Below are 16720 nucleotides of genomic sequence, written 5' to 3'. Positions count from 1 at the left end.
GTTACTTCGGCGTGTTCACGTGGGCCAGCTTGACCCGAGCACTCTCCAGCTTGTGCTGCACTTTCGCAACATCGGCAGGATCCGCCTCCGGAGCGAGCGAGGTCGCATACTGCTGCAACGAGTGCTGCCACTCGTCGATCGCCTGCGACAACTTGCCGGTCTTCGCGTCAATCTCTCCCAGATGATCCAACACCGTGGGATCGTTCGACATCCGCACCGCCGCCTTGCGTTCAAAGTCTTCGGCGAGCGCATACTGACCCTGCTTGTAGTAGGCCCACGCCAGCGAATCCAGATAGGCGCCATTCTGCGGATCGAACGTGACAGCCTTCTTGAGCATCGTCACGGCCTCATCCAGCTTCTGCCCACGTTCCGCCAGCATATAGCCGAGATAGTTCTCGATGGGCGCAAAGTCGGGCGCCAACTGTAATCCCTTGCGGAATTCAATCTCCGCCTGATCGAAAAGTTTCTGCCGCTCTGCGACGGTCCCGCGGTAGTAGGCTACAAACGCCTTCTCCTCTGGCTTCGTTGCCAGCGCATCGGCCTTGTCCAGAATCTCGGAGGCATCCTTCCAGCGCTTATCGCGTACATCCATATCCGCGATCGTAAAGAACACGTCACGATCGTCCGGCGTCCCAGTCAATTGAGCGTTCGCCAGTTTCAACCCCTCGTCCACCTTGCCTGAGTCAGCAAGCTGGCGCGCGTAGGTCAACTGAATATCATGGTTGGTCGGCATCGCCTTGGCAGCCGCAGCGGCGGCATCAAAAGCCGCCTTCCAGTTGTGCGCATCGCGATACGCGTCTACAACGCCCTCTGCTCCGCGCGCCTGGTAATCGCCGCCCAGCTGCCCCATCTCCTTGTACGCGGCGACCGCATCGTCAGTACGGTTTGCCTCACGAGCCACAATCGCCAACCGATCAAGAAAGAGCGCCCGGTTGCTCCGGTCCGCGTCCGTGTACTTTCCATCTGGTGGCAGAGTCGCAGTGAGCAACTGCTTCAGCGTCTTGATCGAATCATCAAACCGCCCGAGCGAGTCATACGTGAGCGCAAGGTTCCAGCTTAGTTCCGTGTTGTCCGAGACCAGGCCCTGCGCCTTTTTCAGCGTCGCGAGCGCCTGCTCGTAATGCCCTTGCTGCCGCTGAATATCAGCCTCACGGATCAGGGCCTGCGCATCCTCAGGATCGCTTCCGAGGATTTGCGCATAGACCTTTGCCGCCTCATCCATCTGCCCGGAGGACTGCAGAGCCGCTGCCAATCCTCGCTTCGCATCCGCATTATCCGGATCCTCTTCCACGGCCGCGCGGTAAGCCTTCACCGCATTCTTCGGCTGCTTGAGCTGGTCGTAAATTCCCGCGAGTGCAAAATCCATGCGCGCGCTTCGATCGTCGGCGGGTACGCCCTCGATCACCTTCGCTGCGCGAGTAAGGTCTCCCTGCTCCGAGTACAACCGCGCGATGCTCAGCACGACCTCCTCAGAGTTCGGGTCAATCTTCTGTGCCGCCTTGAACTCTACCTCAGCCTTCGCCGAGTCGTGAGCAAGCCCGTACAACTGCCCGAGCAGCAGATGCGTTTCTACATCGTCTGGCTTCAGCTTCGCGATCGTCTCGTATTCCTTGATCGCCGCCTGCAGCATCTCGCCTGATTGCGGATTCTGCCCGTCTCCAAGAGACCTTAAATACACATGCCCCAGCAGCATGTGGGCATCGACATCATCCGGATGCTTCTGAATCTGCTCCTGCGCGGCCGAAACAGCTTCGCGAATTCGTCCCAACCGGAAGTACAGGTTGGCCAGTCCGTCCTCAAGCATTCCTGAATCCGGATCTGCCTCAAGCGCAAGTTTGTACTGCTCAATCGCCTGAGTTGCCAGGTCCTGCCTGCCATTCGCCACCGCCTGGTTCTCGTAGATCTTCGCCAAACCATAGTGGTAGTAAGAGGACGCGTGATCAGGTTGCGCTTGTGCGGGCGCGGGCGTCGCCGCCGGTGCACCACTCTGAGCCCTCGCGGCCGCACAAGGCAGCATGAGAACACAACCCATAACCAGGGTTGCGCTGAGGATTATCTTGGTCATTGGCACGTCCTGGGCCGTCTTAATCGAATTCACCCGCTGCATCGTTAGACTGTAGTCTACAAAATTTGGATGCGATATTGCCCTTTGGGACGGGTTTTCCGGTCATCCGTGGCGGAAGTGCCTTAACCCCGTCATTACCATAGTGATACCCAGGCGATTGGCCGCCTCTACTACCTCCGCGTCACGAACCGATCCCCCAGGCTGGATGATCGCCGTAGCCCCTGCTTTGGCAATAGCCTCCACCCCATCCGGAAATGGGAAGAACGCATCCGAGGCAGCCACCGTCCCCTCCAGCGGCAGCACCGCCTTCATCGCCCCAAACCGCGCCGCATCCACCCGGCTCATCTGCCCCGCGCCAACCCCAACCGTCTGGCCGAACCCGCCCTCCAGCCTCGCATAGACGATCGCGTTCGACTTCACGTGCTTGCACACCTTCCAGGCAAACAGGAGAGCCTCCATCTCTTCCTTCGTCGGCTTTCGCTCGGTCGCGACCTTCACTGTCTCGGCTGTCGTTGGGGCGGCATCCTCCTCCTGCAGAAGGTAGCCTCCCGAGATCTGCTTCAACACCCGGTCAACCTTCGCCGGCTTGATCCGCAGCAGCCTCAAATTCTTCTTCGCGGATAGCACACTCAGCGCCTCCGGGCTGAACTCCGGCGCCACAATCGCCTCCACAAACAGCTTCGCAATCTCCGCCGCTGCCTCGGCATCGACCGTCCGATTGATCCCAATCACCCCGCCAAATGCAGACACCGGATCGGCCTGAAGCGCTCGCTGATACGCCTCCAGCACCGTCGTTCCCTGTCCAACCCCGCACGGATTCGTGTGCTTGATGATCGCGACTGCCGTATTTTCAAACTCACTCGTCAGTGCCCAGCATGCATCCAGATCAACCAGGTTGTTGTAGCTCAGCTCCTTGCCGCCCAATTGCTCCGCGCCCGCGATACCTAACCCTGAGCCGTCAACATACACCGCAGCTTTCTGATGAGGATTCTCTCCGTACCGCAGCACCGTCTTCCGCGCCGCCGACACGCGCAGCCTCTCCGGAAACTCAGCACTGCGTTCCACACTCCCCGGCTCATCAGGCAGCAACTCCAGAGTCGAGGCAATGCCGGCATCGTACGCCGCCGTCGTCGCGAATGCCGCGCGAGCCAATCTCCATCTCGTCTTATGGCTCAGCGCCCCGCCATTCGCGCGCATCTCGTCTGCGATCGCCGGATAGTCTTCCACGCTCGACACAACCGCGACATCCTCAAAATTCTTCGCCGCCGACCGCAACATCGAGGGTCCACCAATATCAATGTTCTCGATGATCTCCTCGAACTTCACGCCCTGTTTCGCCGCCGTCTTCTCAAACGCATACAGGTTCACCACCACCATGTCGATCGCCGGAATCTCATGCTCCTCGACCGCCGCGACGTGTTCCGGATCTTCACGCCGATGCAGAATCCCCCCGTGAACCATAGGGTGCAGCGTCTTGACGCGTCCGCCCAGCATCTCCGGAAAGCCCGTCAACTCACTGACGTCTTTCACCGCCAGACCCGCATCCCGCAGCGCCTTGGCTGTTCCGCCCGTCGAGACCAGTTCCACACCCAGCCCACTCAGAGTCTTCGCAAACTCCACCAGCCCTGTCTTGTCCGTAACCGACAACAGAGCACGCCGCACAATCTTCAAATCACTCATGCCACATCTGATTCTATCCGCGTCGCGAATGCCTTAACTCACAACTGCAAACTGGCAACTGAAAACTGGAGGCACAAACGCCGCTAGCCGTGCCGGGTGCCCCATTCATGCGCAGCTTTATCGTGCATGAGTGGGTTACAAGACCATCTCCGCCGCAATCCTCGCAATCGCCAGCTAAAATAACGGGGATATGCTTGATCTCGCCTTCGTGCGTGCCAACCTCGCGTTGGTCGAAGAAAAACTGCGGCAGCGCGGCGCCGACACTTCCCTGTTGGCCAACTTCGCCACGCTCGACACTGCCCGTCGTTCCGCCATTACCGAAGTCGAAACCCTCAAACAACAGCGCAACGCGCTATCGCAGGAGTTCGGCCGCCTCAAGCGCGAAGGCAAAGACGTCGCCGTGATCAGCCTCGAGACCACCTCACTCAAAGACCGCATCGCTGCGCTCGAGACCAAGGCCAACGATGCCGACCTCGAGATGCGCACGCTCCTCGAGCAGATCCCCAATCTCCCGCACGACTCCGTCCCCGTCGGCCGCGATGAGCACGCCAACAAGCTCGAAAAGACCTGGGGCGAGCCAACTCAGTTCGACTTTCCCGCCAAGCCGCACTGGGAGCTCGGCGAACAGCTCGGCATTCTCGACTTTGGCCGCGCCGCAAAGATCTCCGGAGCTCGCTTCGTCCTTCATTACGGCGCTGGAGCCCGCCTGGAGCGCGCACTCGCCAACTTCATGCTCGACCTCCACACACGCGAGCACGGTTACACCGAAGTCCTTCCGCCCTACATGGTGAACTCGAAGTCACTCTTCGGCACCGGGCAGCTGCCAAAATTCGCGCAGGACCTCTTCCACTGCGACGACCGCGGCCCCTTCACCGGCGAGTTGCAGGAGTCCGACCACTGGCTCATCCCCACCGCCGAAGTTCCCGTCACCAACATCTTCCGCGACGAAGTGATCGACCTCAACGCCGGCGCCATTAGCTTTACCGCCTACACGCCTTGCTTCCGCTCCGAGGCCGGCTCCCATGGCAAAGACACTCGCGGCATGATCCGCCAGCACCAGTTCCAGAAGGTCGAGCTCGTCAAGTTCACGCGCCCCGAAGACTCCTACGCGGAGCACGAGCGCCTCACCCGCGACGCCGAGCGCATCCTCGAAATCCTCGAGCTCCCCTACCGCCGCATGCTCCTCTGCACCGGCGACATGGGCTTCAGTTCCGCGAAGACCTACGACCTCGAGGTCTGGCTGCCCGGCCAGCAAACCTACCGCGAGATCAGCTCCTGCTCCAACTTCGAGTCCTTCCAGGCCCGCCGCGCCAACATTAAGTACAAACCCGGCGGTGCCATTGACGGCAAGCAGGCCAAAGCTGACTTCGTCCACACCCTCAACGGCTCCGCACTCGCCGTCGGCCGCACCTATCTCGCCATCCTCGAGAACTACCAGCAGGCCGACGGCTCCGTGCGCATTCCCGCCGCCCTCCAGCCCTACATGAACGGCGAGACCGTCATCACGCGCCAAAGCGTTCGAGGCATCGCATGAGTAATCCAGCCCGCCTCTTCCGCGACTATTTCTTCTGGACCTACGAGCGCGGCAGCCTCCATTACGACGTAATGGTCACGCTCATCCTTCTGTTCCTCTTCGCCGCACCTCGCTTCATCGACTTCAAAGACCGCCCCGTCCCCGACGTAGACCTGCAACCCACGCAGGTCCTCGTTCGCCACGCCGGCTACAACGCCGGCGCCGAACGCCTGATCTACACCGTTCGCGCCGCCGAGCTGCACGGCGCCACCGGTCCCGCGCTCGAGGACGCCGCAAGGAAGATCATCGTCCCCTACTCCGGCCCCGTCACCATCGACCGCATCACCCCTGTCGAGGACACCGCCGGCCACACCGTCGCCTACGACGTAACCGTGCACAGGTGATCTGGCTGTGTTTTTTTGTTGTCATTCCCGGAGGGAATCTGCTTTTTTTGAGACCCGCCGCCATCTAAGACTATGGAAACAAAACGCCGGCTCAGAGGATCTCTCATGAACCTTCGCTATCTTTCGCTCGCCGCCGCTCTCGTCATTGCACCACTCGCGGCCTCTGCGCAATCCCCGCAGCTCAAATCCGTCCTCGACCAGATGGACGCCGCCAGCGCGCACTTCAAGAACGCGCAGGCAAATGTCCGCTACGACAACTTCACCCGCGTCGTAAACGATCACGACATCGAAACCGGGTCCATCTACGTCGAGCGCGCCGGCTCCGGAGAACAGATGGGAGCCGTCTTCTACAACACCGATCCATCCGGCAAGCCCGCAAGCACTCCTGCCCGCATCGTCAACTTCGACGGCAGCACACTTCGCATCTTCACCCTCGGCACAAACCAGGTGGACCTCTTCAAAGCCGGCGCCAACCAGGCCCGCTACGACAGCTTCCTCACACTCGGGTTCGGAGGCAGCGGCAAAGATCTCGCTCGTTCCTGGGACATCACCGACCAGGGCCCCGAAACGATCGACGGCGTCAAGACGGAAAAGCTCGATCTCGTCAGCAAGGACCCCAGCGTGAAGAACATGTTCACGCACATCACCATCTGGATCGATCCCACGCGCGGCGTCTCCTTGAAGCAAATCTTCTACGCCCCCAACCTCGACAGCCGCACCGCCAGCTACTCCAACATCCGTCTCAACAGCAGCATCAGCAAGAAGCCCTACAGCATCTCCTCCAAAGCGCAGGTCATCACCCACTAACGGCTCCGGGTGGCCATTGCCTTTGCCTTTCTTGCTGTCATCCCCGCGGGGGATCTGCTTCTGTTTCTGCTTCTGCCGTTGCCTTTGTTTTCCTTCCCAGCCACGAACAGGTACCCCGAGCCTTTAGGCTCGCGTCTCATCTGCCTGCAAGAGTTCAGGGGCTTTAGCCCCTGAGGTATGCCTTTCTGCCCCAACAGCCATCGCCGCCAACACAATCACGACCGAATAGCACTCCATCGTGTATCGCGGCTCCGAGTTATCAATCGTCAACAGCAGCGCACATCGCAACACCACAAACGCAGCCATCGACCACACAACCACGCCGCCGCGCCGCCGCCACATCCACACCCCAACACACGCCATCCCCAAATAAAAAACGTTCAGCGCGCCCATCCCATACGCCCGCAACGATCCCCACGGATGCAGCCGCAACCTCCACCAATCCAGCGGAATCTTCATGTACTCAATCCGCGGACGAAACCACATGTCCAGCAATCTGCCTACAGGCAACTCCACGTAATAGCGCAACGGATTCGCCCGCACACGCTGCTCCGCTAACTGCGCAAACTCGGCATCCACCTGCGGTGTCGAAGCCGACTCCTGGTTATATTGCGCGATAATCCGCGCGGTCTCCGCACGCTGCTCTGCCGAATCAACCGCCCTGCGAGGCAAATCGTTCATCGAGATCGTCTCGCCGTCGTACTCCCAATACACCTTAACCGTCGACGGGAAACCAACCGCCCACGTCCGGTACCACCGCATGAATCCATACGGCACCTCCTCGCCCGGATCATTCGCATACTTCGGCGCAATCGGCTGCACAACGTGGAACACCCGCCAGTTCCGAACCGCCCAGAGACACAGCGGCAGCGCCACCATTGCTGACGCAACCGCCGCCGGCGCTATTCTCACCCGGCGGTCACCTCCCCGACCCCGCAGCCCGACCCACAACATCGCCGGCACAACCGCGACCGCCAACAGCCCCTGGTCCGGCCTCAGTAACACCGCGGCCGCGAGCGCCACACCCACGAGCGCCGCCCACTTCATCCCCGCAAACCCGCTTCTCCACCCCTCCACCCACCGAACCAGCCCATAAAACGCCAGCGCGACACAAAAAATACTCACGCACTCCGGAACCACCACCACTGAATAGTTCGCCGTAAACGGACACAAAACCGCCAGCCACAACGCCCACATGCCCGCGCGCTTTCCCGCAATCCTCGCCGCCGTTCCCGCAATCAACCCACAGCTCGCCAGATCTATCAGCACCTGCATCCACAACACGCTCAGATAGTTCGCATCCCCGAACACTTCAAAGCACGCCGCCAGAAACAGCGGATACCCCGGCAGTCGAATCAGCGTCGGCTTCAACACGCCAGCATCAATCAGCCCATAAACGTGCTCTTTGATCATGTGGCGCGCCAGCTCTCCATACACCAGTGCATCGCCTCTGAACAGCGGATGCCGCCATAAAAACAGGGCGCGCACCACAAATCCCACCGCCACGGCCATTGCCACCGGGGTCCCCAACCGGCCTGCTGGTTGGGGCTGCACCGCTACTCCGCTGGATGCTAACCTCCGCATGTCTTCCGCATCATACCTTCAGCACTCTGGTAGCCCTTCACCCCGCATCTCATGTCACGTTGACTGCGGATAACTTGCTCAATAGCATGGGCCTTATCGCCGAGGAACGAATCGAAACATCTGATGCCGAAACAAGTCTTTTACGACCCCCAACGAAAGCGCTGGAAGCGATTACGGAGGGTCTTTGATCTTCTTGCCCTGTTCGGCGCCATCACCGGCATCCTCTTTATCGTGGGCCTGCTGCGCATTCGGCCCATGCACGGCCTCGATCTGCAGTCCACAGCCAAGCGCTACCGCGCCCTGTCCAACCCGCCCGCGCCCGAGCTGACCCCACGCGAAAAGCTCAATCGCTCCGCCCACCGCAAAACCGACCTCAAGCCCTCTGACGTCGTCCTCAACACGACAGAGGGTCTCCGCGCCGCCTTCTACACCGACGTCGACCCGGCCAGCTACGCCTCCCTGAAGCAGCACATCAAGGAGATCGACCTCCTCTTCCCCGAGTGGCTCCACGTCATCACGCCCGACGGCAATCTAACCGCCTTCAGCGCCGACAACACACCCTTCCCCGTCGTCGACAACGCCGGCGTCCACGGCGTCGATCGCGAAAACAAGGTCGCCCACGTCATCACCTCCGCCAAGGAAGACACCGAGATCTTCCCCATGGTCAACAACTACAACCCCAAGGACGGTGCCTTCGAGGACAACGTCGGCCAGTTCCTCGCCGACCCCAACGCCCGCGCCAACTTCGTCCGCCAGGTCGACCGCTTCCTCGCCGCCAACACCTTCTATCGCGGTCTTACGCTCGATTTCCAGGCGCTCGGGCCCAACGACCAGCCCAACTACAACGCCCTCATCGCCGCGCTTTACGCCGACTTCCACCCGCGCAATCTGCGCCTCTACGTCAACGTTCCCGTCAGCACTCCACCCGCGCAGCTCTCCTTCATCGCCAGCAACTCCGACGGCGTCGTCCTCATGGACTACGACCAGCACCAGACCGGCACGCAGCCCGGCCCCATCGCCGGTCAGGACTGGTTCGAGAACAACCTCCGCACCGCACTCTCCGCCGTTCCGCGCGAAAAGATAATCTGCTCCATCGGAAACTACGCCTACGACTGGTCCACACCTCTCCCCGCCACCGCCGCAACGCCGACGCCAACTCCCGAGACCAGACGCACCCGCGAGCACATGACGCGCCGCGTCAAAACGCCATCGGCGCCGCCCGAGCAAACCGACGTCGACGCCGTCTACATGTCCACGCAGGAAGCCTGGCAGGCCGCCTCCGACGCCGACGCCAAAATCGAGCTCGACGATCCCTCGCTCAACCCACACTTCGCCTACGTCGACGAAGACGAGCACGTCCGCCACCAGGTTTGGCTGCTTGACGCCGTCAGCGCGTTGAACGAAATGCGCGTCGCCCGCGCTCTCGGCCTGCAGACGTTCGCCCTCTGGCGCCTCGGCTCCGAAGACGCCTCCATCTGGAACATCTGGGACAACCCGCTCAAGGTCGATCCCACTAAGGCGCTCACCGACATCGCGCCCGGTTGGGACGTCGACACAGAAGGCGACGGCGACATCCTCCGCGTCACCAAGCCGCCGCAAAATGGTCATCGCACCATCACGATGGACGACGACAAGACCATCCCATCGCAGTACCTCTCAGCCGTCTCCGAATCGATGGACTCCTACCCGCTCCCGTACACCGTCTCGCAATACGGCTATCACCCCAAAGAGGTCGCCATCTCCTTCGACGACGGGCCTGATCCCACCTGGACGCCGAAGATCCTCGACATCCTCAAGCGCTACCACGTCGTCGGCACCTTCTTCATGATCGGCGAAGAGGCCGAAGACAACGTCAGCATCATGAAGCGCGTCTACCGCGAAGGCCACGAGATCGGCAATCACACCTTCACACACCCGGACATCAGCGAAATCTCCGAGCGCTCCGTCGACCTCCAGCTCAACCTCACCGAGCGTCTCTTCGCGGCCAAACTAGGCGTGCAGCCCGTATATTTCCGGCCGCCGTACTCCATCGATCAGGAGCCCGACACCAATGACCAGGCCGCGCCAGTCGAGCACATCCAACAGCTCGGCTACACCATCGTCGGCGACAAAATAGACACCGACGACTGGAGCGAGCAACCGCGAAAGTCCCCCCAGGAAATCATCGACTCCGTCTTCCACCAGATCGATCTCGCCAACACCAAAACCTGGATGCGCGGCTCCATCATCCTCATGCACGACGGCGGCGGCAATCGCCAGCCCACCGTCGACGCTCTACCCAAACTCATCGAAGCCCTTCGCGCTCACGGCTACACCATCGTCCCGGTCTCCCAGCTCGTCGGCAAAACCCGCGCTGAGGTGATGCCTCCGCTCACGCGCCACCAGAAGTACCAGGCCGCCGTCGACTCCGTCGCGTTCTTCTTCATCTCCTTCTTCAATCACTTCGTCATCGACGTCTTTTTCGTCGGCGACTTCCTCATGAGCCTGCGCCTCATCGTCATCGGAATCTGCGCGCTCATCGATCGCTTCCGCAAACGTCACGACGACCCGACCGGCGCCTACGCTCCACGCGTCGCCGTCCTCATCCCCGCCTACAACGAAGAGAAGGTCATCGCACGCACCATCCGCTCGGTGCTCATGTCCAACTACAAAAAGCTCCGCGTCATCGTCATCGACGACGGCTCACGCGACAACACCTACAAGGTCGCCACCGAAACCTACGCTCGCGAGATCGAACAAGGCCGCGTCACCGTGCTCACCAAGCCCAACGGCGGCAAAGCTGAAGCTCTCAACTTCGCCCTTCAACAAACTGAAGAAGAGGTCTACATCGGCATCGATGCCGACGGCGTCATCGCGCACGACGCCATCTCGCGCCTCGTCTGCCACTTCGCCAACCCGCGCATCGGCGCTGTCGCCGGCAATGCCAAGGTCGGCAATCGCGTCAATCTCTGGACCCGCTGGCAGGCGCTCGAATACATCACCTCGCAAAACTTCGAGCGCCGCGCTCTCGATCTCTTCGACGTCGTCACCGTCGTCCCCGGAGCCATCGGCGCTTGGCGCACCGCGGCCGTCAAAGCAGGCGGCTGCTATCACCCCGACACCGTCGCCGAAGACGCCGACCTCACCATGAGCCTCCTCGAGCAGGGGTACTGGGTCATCTACGAAGATCAGGCCCTTGCCTTTACCGAAGCTCCTATCAACGCCAACGGCCTCGCGCGCCAGCGCTTCCGCTGGTCTTTCGGAATTCTGCAAGCCCTCTACAAGCACCGCGGCGCCATCCGCAACCGCCGCGCCATGGGACTCTTCGCGCTTCCCAACATTCTCATCTTCCAGATCCTGCTCCCCCTCGTCTCGCCGCTCATTGATCTCATGTTCGTCGCCGGCGTCATCCACTACTTCATCGACAAACACTTCCACCCCGAGACCACCAGCTCCGCCGACCTCGTCAAGCTGCTCGTCTTCTTCGGCGCCTTCCTCGTCATCGACTTTGCCGCCTCCGGCCTTGCCTTCATGCTCGAGCGCAAACATCCCGCCAGCAAGGGCGACGGCTGGCTACTCTTTCACATCTGGATCCAGCGCTTCACCTACCGCCAGCTCTTCTCCTGGGTGCTGCTGAAAACCGTGAAGCGTGCCATCGACGGCAAGCCCTTCAACTGGGACAAACTCGAACGCACCGCCAAAATGTCCAAAGCGGCCGAACAGTTCGCACAGCAGTAACCCGGTTCCGCCTTGCTCTTGCGTTTCTGATTGTCATTCCCGTCGGGAATCCGCGCCTTTGCTGTTGCTTTTTGCCGTCGTCCCCGCAGACGATCCACTTCGCTGCGCCCCATCCCTACCGCGCATGAACTTTCGTTCATCATCCCCTGCAACCCCCCATCCACCCGCATCACAAACAATATGTTCGGTTTCGCCCGCATTACGCTTACGGCCTTTCTTCTCTTCGCCCCCGCTCTTCTCGCACAGGACACTCAACAGCCGCAGCCCCAAACTGCCGCACCGAAACAGGAAACCCCGCAGCCCCAGACAAACCCGGCCACTCAGGCCAATCTGCCCAACGCGCCGTCCTCGCTCATCACCGCCAAGCCGCACGGCCAGGGCAAGGTTCCCCTCGAAGACATCCCGCACCCACGCGTCACGCTCGTCCGTGTTCCGCTCAACATCGCCGGTGACACGTACCGCATCTTCACCTCGCCCATCTACATACGCCCCGCCGACCTCAAGTGGATCCTCCCCATGGCCGCCGCCACTGGCGTCGCCCTTTCCCAGGACAGCCACGTAGCTCGCAACATTGTCAGCCACGACCCCGGCTTCAACAACGCCAACGACAACGTCTCCTACGACCTCCTCTACGGCTACATCGCGGGCTCCGTAACCATGTACGGCACCGGCCTCTTCACCCACAACGACCACATCCAGGAGACTGGCCTCCTTTCCGGTCAGGCCATGGTCGACGCCTACATCTTCGACGAGGTCATCAAGCTGTCCACCTTCCGCGAACGGCCCACCGCCGCGACCAACTACGACGGCAAGTTCTACCAGACCTCCGCCGGCATCGACTCCTCCTTCATCTCCGGCCACTCCATCAACGTATGGTCCGCCGCTGCCGTCATGGCAGCCGAGTACCCGAGCCCCTGGAAGCAGGCCGCCTTCTACACCGCGGCGACCGCAACCTCCCTCAACCGCGTCCTCGCTGAAAAACACTTCCCCACCGACGTCCTCCTCGGCTCCGCCGCCGGCTGGATGATCGGCCACTACGTAGTCCGCGCCCACCACCACCACCCCATCTACCGCCACCACGGCAACCAGCCAACGCAATAAGAGCGCCCAGAAGAGCTCGGTTTCGTTAAGGGCACGGCTTCAGCCGTGCCGTAGATGCCGCGGAATCGGCGCGGCTTTAGCCGCTGAGGTACGCTACCGACTTTCGACGAGTTCAGCAGCTCCTATCAAACGGAAGCCATCTGCGGCGGCTTCGGCGCATAGCCCTTCTCGACGAACCACCGCACCGCCTGGCGTAGCGCATCGTCCACCGGAACCACCCGCCACCCCAGCTCCCGCTCCGCCTTCGCCGAGCTCGCCCACATCATTTTCTTCCCCATCCGCACGGCCTCAACGGTCGCCCTCGGCTCCTTGCCGCGCAGCTTCCCCGTCACCGTCTCGTCGAAGAACGCAAACGCCATCGCCACCCCATGCGGTACCTTCATCGTCGGCGACGGCAACCCCGTCATCGCTGCCAGCCTGTCGAGAATCTGCTTCAGCGTGAGATTCTCTCCGCCAAGAATGTAGCGCTCGCCAAATCGGCCGCGCTCAAGCGCCGCAAGATGCATCCGCGCAATCTCCTCAACATCAACCAGGTTCAACCCTGTCTCGACATACGCCGGAAACTTGCGATTCAGAAAATCGACGATGATCCTCCCCGTTGGCGTCGGCTTCACATCCATCGAGCCCACCGGAGTCGTCGGATTCAGAATCACAACCTCCTGCCCCGCACGCGCCGCCGCAATCGCCTCCTGCTCCGCCATCCACTTCGACCGCTTGTAGTGGCCGATCATGTCCGCTTCGCTCACCGGCGTCTCTTCATCCACGACCGACGCATCCTTGCGAAACCCCATCGTCGCCACGCTCGACGTGTACACTACGCGCCGCACGCCCGCTTCGCGCGCCAACTTCAACAGCTCCCGCGTTCCGTCAACGTTCGCCTTATACATCTCCGCGGGATCAGGCACCCACAGCCTGTAATCCGCCGCCACATGAATCAGCGCATCGCACCCGCGCAGCGCCGCCGCAAACTTCACCGGGTCGCGCAGGTCCCCGTGCACAACCTCCGCATTCTTCGGCAGATTCTCTATTCGCGAAGTCTTGCGCGTCAGCAGCCGAATCTCAGCCCCCTGCTCCGCCGCCATCCTCGCCACATGCGACCCAACAAATCCAGTGGCTCCCGTAATGAAAATCTTCATCGCTCTTCATCATACGAGTGGAACTCGATCCTTACCGTTGCGCCAGAAAAGCCAAGACATCGTGCTCGAATTTGCTCGGCTCTTCCGCATATGGGAAATGACCACTCTGATCAAACTCGTCGAACTGTGAACCATTAACACTGGCAGCCAGTGCACGCATCTGCTCGACCCCGATGGCGCCATCGTACTTGCCTGCAATCACCAGTGTTGGCATCGTCAGCTTTGACGCCTGCGCGAATCGATAGCACGGAAACTGGCTTGTCGAATCAAAGTAGATGCGCCCGATCTCGCCTGTGTTCTTCAGTCCGCTGCTTGCGTCAAGCGCCTCTTGCTCTTTCTCAAACCGCTGATCGTGGAACTGCTGCCAATGATGAAACTCGTTTGAGTCGACTTTTTGGAGCACACTCATCTCCACATTGAACTCAGGCTTCGCGACAGCGCAGGCGTCGCTTCCCTTCTCGGCCGCGAGCATCTGCGCCCCGGCCGCGCTCTTCAACGCTGCGGCCCACTCCTGCGGATAACGCTGCTCTATCTCCTGTCGCCAGACTCCGAAAGCTGCCGGAAGGTCCGCCGCTCCATCAACAATGATGAGCTTCTGCACATGACTGGGATAGCGCGCTGCATACTCCAGCGCGATCGTCCCCCCGAAGCTGTGGCCCATAATCGAAATCTGCGACAAGCCGAGGCTGCTGCGAAGCCCCTCAAGGTCCTCGACAAACGAGCTCAGCGTGTAATCTCCGCCCCACGGCCGTTCGCTGCGCCCGGATCCGCGCTCGTCCAGATAAATGATCTGAACGTGCCGCTCGAGCCTCTGCCCGATGGTCTTCTCAAAGCTGTAGCTGTTATAACCCGGGCCGCCGTGAAGATACACCAGTGGAGCTTCGCCGGGCTGACCGGATCCGGCAACCTTGTACCAGAGCCGCACCCCGTTGACCACAACGTTATGCTCTCCACGAACGACAGGTGACAAAGACGCGCATTGCGCCGGCCGAAACCAAAGCGCGAGAACCATGATGCAGATGAAACGAGGAAGCATGCATCACAGTACGAGAGAATCGCGTTGCTTGTTCCTGTCCTTAGACTGCGGCGGAAGCTAGTCGAGCTTCTCCGCTTCGATCCCGATGTTCTGCTCGCCCGCGGCCTTCTTCTCCCAATACTTCTTCACCCAGGCATCGAAACTCTTGCCCGCCGCCGTATCGCGTCCGCTGAACTTCAGCCCCGCCACATCGCTGTACGGAATCATCATCCGCTCGGTCGGCGCGCCCTCCTTCGGCGTCGGAATAATCCGCACCACCGAATCCGCGAGCGTCAGGCCGTTGCGCCGGTCGTACAAGTATCCCTCAACCACCGAGCCATCGCGCCGCGTGATCGTGATATCGCCGCGATAGTCAAACGCCTTCTCCAGCGCCTCGCGAATCTCTTGCTCGCTCGCCAGCTCCGGAACCCACCCCTCCAGGTTCTCGCGCTCGCGCCCCGCCATTACCTCCAGCTCGTCCTGCGAAGCGTGCTGCAACTGCTCGATCTTTGCGTGCTCCTGCTGTGCTGTCGACATCGCTAGTCTCCCGCCACGCTGGTCAGGTTCTCATTCACCGAAGTCGTCACCACAACCGGCGCAGCAATCTGCACCAGCGGCCCATGGCCCGCAGGTTTCCACTCGTTCAGCATCTTCATCGCGCCATCGTCTGGATACATCGACTTGAACATGTACTTCTTCGCCGTCGTCAAAAATCCCTTGATCGACCCGAAGTTGTAATCCACCGCGCTCGCCTCATGCCCGGAGTGCACCATGCAGTTCGCGCATTGCGGATTGCCGCTCTTCGCTCCGTAGTTCGCCCACTCTGTCGCGTCCAGTAACTCCTGGTACGTATCCGCGTAGCCATCCTGCAGCAGGTAGCACGGCTTCTGCCACCCGAAGATCGAGTACGCCGGCATACCCCAGGGCGTGCACTCGAAATCGCGCTTGCCCATCAGGTATTCGCTGAACAGCGGGTGCGTGTTGAACTCCCAGCTCTTCTTGCGGTTCGACAAAATCATCCGGAACAGCTTGCGTGACCGCGCCTTGCCCAGGAAGTGCTGCTGGTCCGGAGCCTTGTCATATGTATAGCCCGGGCTCACCATCATCGACTCAACGCCCGCTTCCATCATCTGATCGAAATGCCGACGCACCGAATTCGGATCCGCTCCATCAAACAGCGTCGTGTTCGTCGTCACGCGGAAACCTGCAGCCACGGCGGCTTTAATGCCCTCCATCGCGATGTCCCATCCACCCTCGCGGCACACGGAAAAATCGTGATGCTCCTTCTCGCCATCCAGATGCACCGAAAAGCTCAGGTACTTCGACGGCGTAAAGAGATGCAGCTTCTCCTTCAGCAGCAGCGCATTGGTGCACATGTACACATACTTCTTGCGCGCGACCAGGCCAGCCACGATCTCCGGCATCTGCGGATGCAGCAGCGGCTCGCCGCCCGGAATCGACACCATCGGCGCACCGCATTCCTCAACGGCCTTGAAGCACTGCTCCGGCGTCAGCTGCGCCTTCAGGATGTGCGGCGGATACTGAATCTTTCCGCACCCCGCGCATGCCAAGTTGCAGCGGAACAGCGGCTCCAGCATCAGGACGAGCGGATACCGCTTGCGGCCCTTGATTTTTTGTTTCAGCACGTACGTCGCAACTGTCCACGCCTGCGATACCGGTACAGCCATCTCAAACCCT

General features: G+C 60.9%; 12 protein-coding genes. 5 read left to right on the top strand and 7 right to left on the bottom strand.

The genetic code is table 11. The annotated features are described in order from the left end of the window. Position 1: 1 nt before the first annotated feature. Both VGU25_05500 and purH read right to left on the bottom strand, forming a co-directional pair. Entirely contained in the window at positions 2-2065 is a 2064-nt protein-coding gene (locus VGU25_05500) for a tetratricopeptide repeat protein (GenBank protein HEV2576647.1), read from the bottom strand. 102 nt (positions 2066-2167) lie between these two features. Continuing rightward, positions 2168-3745 carry a bifunctional phosphoribosylaminoimidazolecarboxamide formyltransferase/IMP cyclohydrolase gene (gene purH, locus VGU25_05495; protein HEV2576646.1) on the bottom strand — a complete coding sequence of 526 codons (1578 nt, stop codon included), beginning with the start codon at positions 3743-3745 and terminating at the stop codon, positions 2168-2170. A gap of 190 nt (positions 3746-3935) precedes the next feature. Between purH and serS the strand changes: the two genes are divergently transcribed. The 3 genes from serS (at position 3936) to VGU25_05480 (ending at position 6469) form a co-directional block, all read left to right on the top strand. Further along, on the top strand, positions 3936-5279 hold the full coding sequence (gene serS / locus VGU25_05490) for a serine--tRNA ligase (protein ID HEV2576645.1): 1344 nt from the start codon (positions 3936-3938) through the stop codon (positions 5277-5279). Continuing rightward, a complete protein-coding gene (locus VGU25_05485) occupies positions 5276-5662 on the top strand; it encodes a hypothetical protein (protein HEV2576644.1) in 387 nt (128 codons plus the stop codon). The genes serS and VGU25_05485 overlap by 4 nt, the downstream gene beginning before the upstream one ends. A gap of 105 nt (positions 5663-5767) precedes the next feature. Next, on the top strand, positions 5768-6469 hold the full coding sequence (locus VGU25_05480) for an outer membrane lipoprotein-sorting protein (GenBank protein HEV2576643.1): 702 nt from the start codon (positions 5768-5770) through the stop codon (positions 6467-6469). Positions 6470-6592: 123 nt separating this feature from the next. On the opposite strand, the gene VGU25_05475 is transcribed toward VGU25_05480, so the two are convergent. Further along, on the bottom strand, positions 6593-8023 hold the full coding sequence (locus tag VGU25_05475) for a glycosyltransferase family 39 protein (protein ID HEV2576642.1): 1431 nt from the start codon (positions 8021-8023) through the stop codon (positions 6593-6595). A 153-nt stretch (positions 8024-8176) separates the two neighbouring features. Here VGU25_05475 and VGU25_05470 point away from each other — a divergent pair, with 153 nt between their 5' ends. After that, entirely contained in the window at positions 8177-11770 is a 3594-nt protein-coding gene (locus VGU25_05470) for a polysaccharide deacetylase family protein (GenBank protein ID HEV2576641.1), read from the top strand. 180 nt (positions 11771-11950) lie between these two features. Then, a complete protein-coding gene (locus tag VGU25_05465; GenBank protein HEV2576640.1) occupies positions 11951-12871 on the top strand; it encodes a phosphatase PAP2 family protein in 921 nt (306 codons plus the stop codon). Between the two features lie 125 nt (positions 12872-12996). Here the strand turns inward: VGU25_05465 and hpnA are convergent, their stop codons facing one another. The 4 genes from hpnA to hpnH all read right to left on the bottom strand — a co-directional run bounded on the left by hpnA (position 12997) and on the right by hpnH (position 16710). Beyond that, positions 12997-14007 carry a hopanoid-associated sugar epimerase gene (hpnA, locus tag VGU25_05460; GenBank protein ID HEV2576639.1) on the bottom strand — a complete coding sequence of 337 codons (1011 nt, stop codon included), beginning with the start codon at positions 14005-14007 and terminating at the stop codon, positions 12997-12999. Positions 14008-14038: 31 nt separating this feature from the next. Next, the gene (locus VGU25_05455; GenBank protein HEV2576638.1) at positions 14039-14944 is read right to left on the bottom strand and encodes an alpha/beta hydrolase; all 906 of its coding nucleotides are present in this window, start codon (positions 14942-14944) and stop codon (positions 14039-14041) included. A gap of 156 nt (positions 14945-15100) precedes the next feature. After that, positions 15101-15559 (bottom strand): hypothetical protein, encoded by a 459-nt coding sequence (locus VGU25_05450; GenBank protein ID HEV2576637.1) that lies wholly within the window; start codon positions 15557-15559, stop codon positions 15101-15103. Positions 15560-15561: 2 nt separating this feature from the next. Continuing rightward, positions 15562-16710 carry an adenosyl-hopene transferase HpnH gene (hpnH, locus tag VGU25_05445; protein HEV2576636.1) on the bottom strand — a complete coding sequence of 383 codons (1149 nt, stop codon included), beginning with the start codon at positions 16708-16710 and terminating at the stop codon, positions 15562-15564. Positions 16711-16720: the final 10 nt, after the last annotated feature.

It is taken from the genome of Acidobacteriaceae bacterium (assembly GCA_035944135.1).
In the GTDB taxonomy this organism is placed as follows: Bacteria; Acidobacteriota; Terriglobia; order Terriglobales; family Acidobacteriaceae; genus Granulicella.
This window is presented reverse-complemented; position numbering and strand designations above follow the sequence as displayed.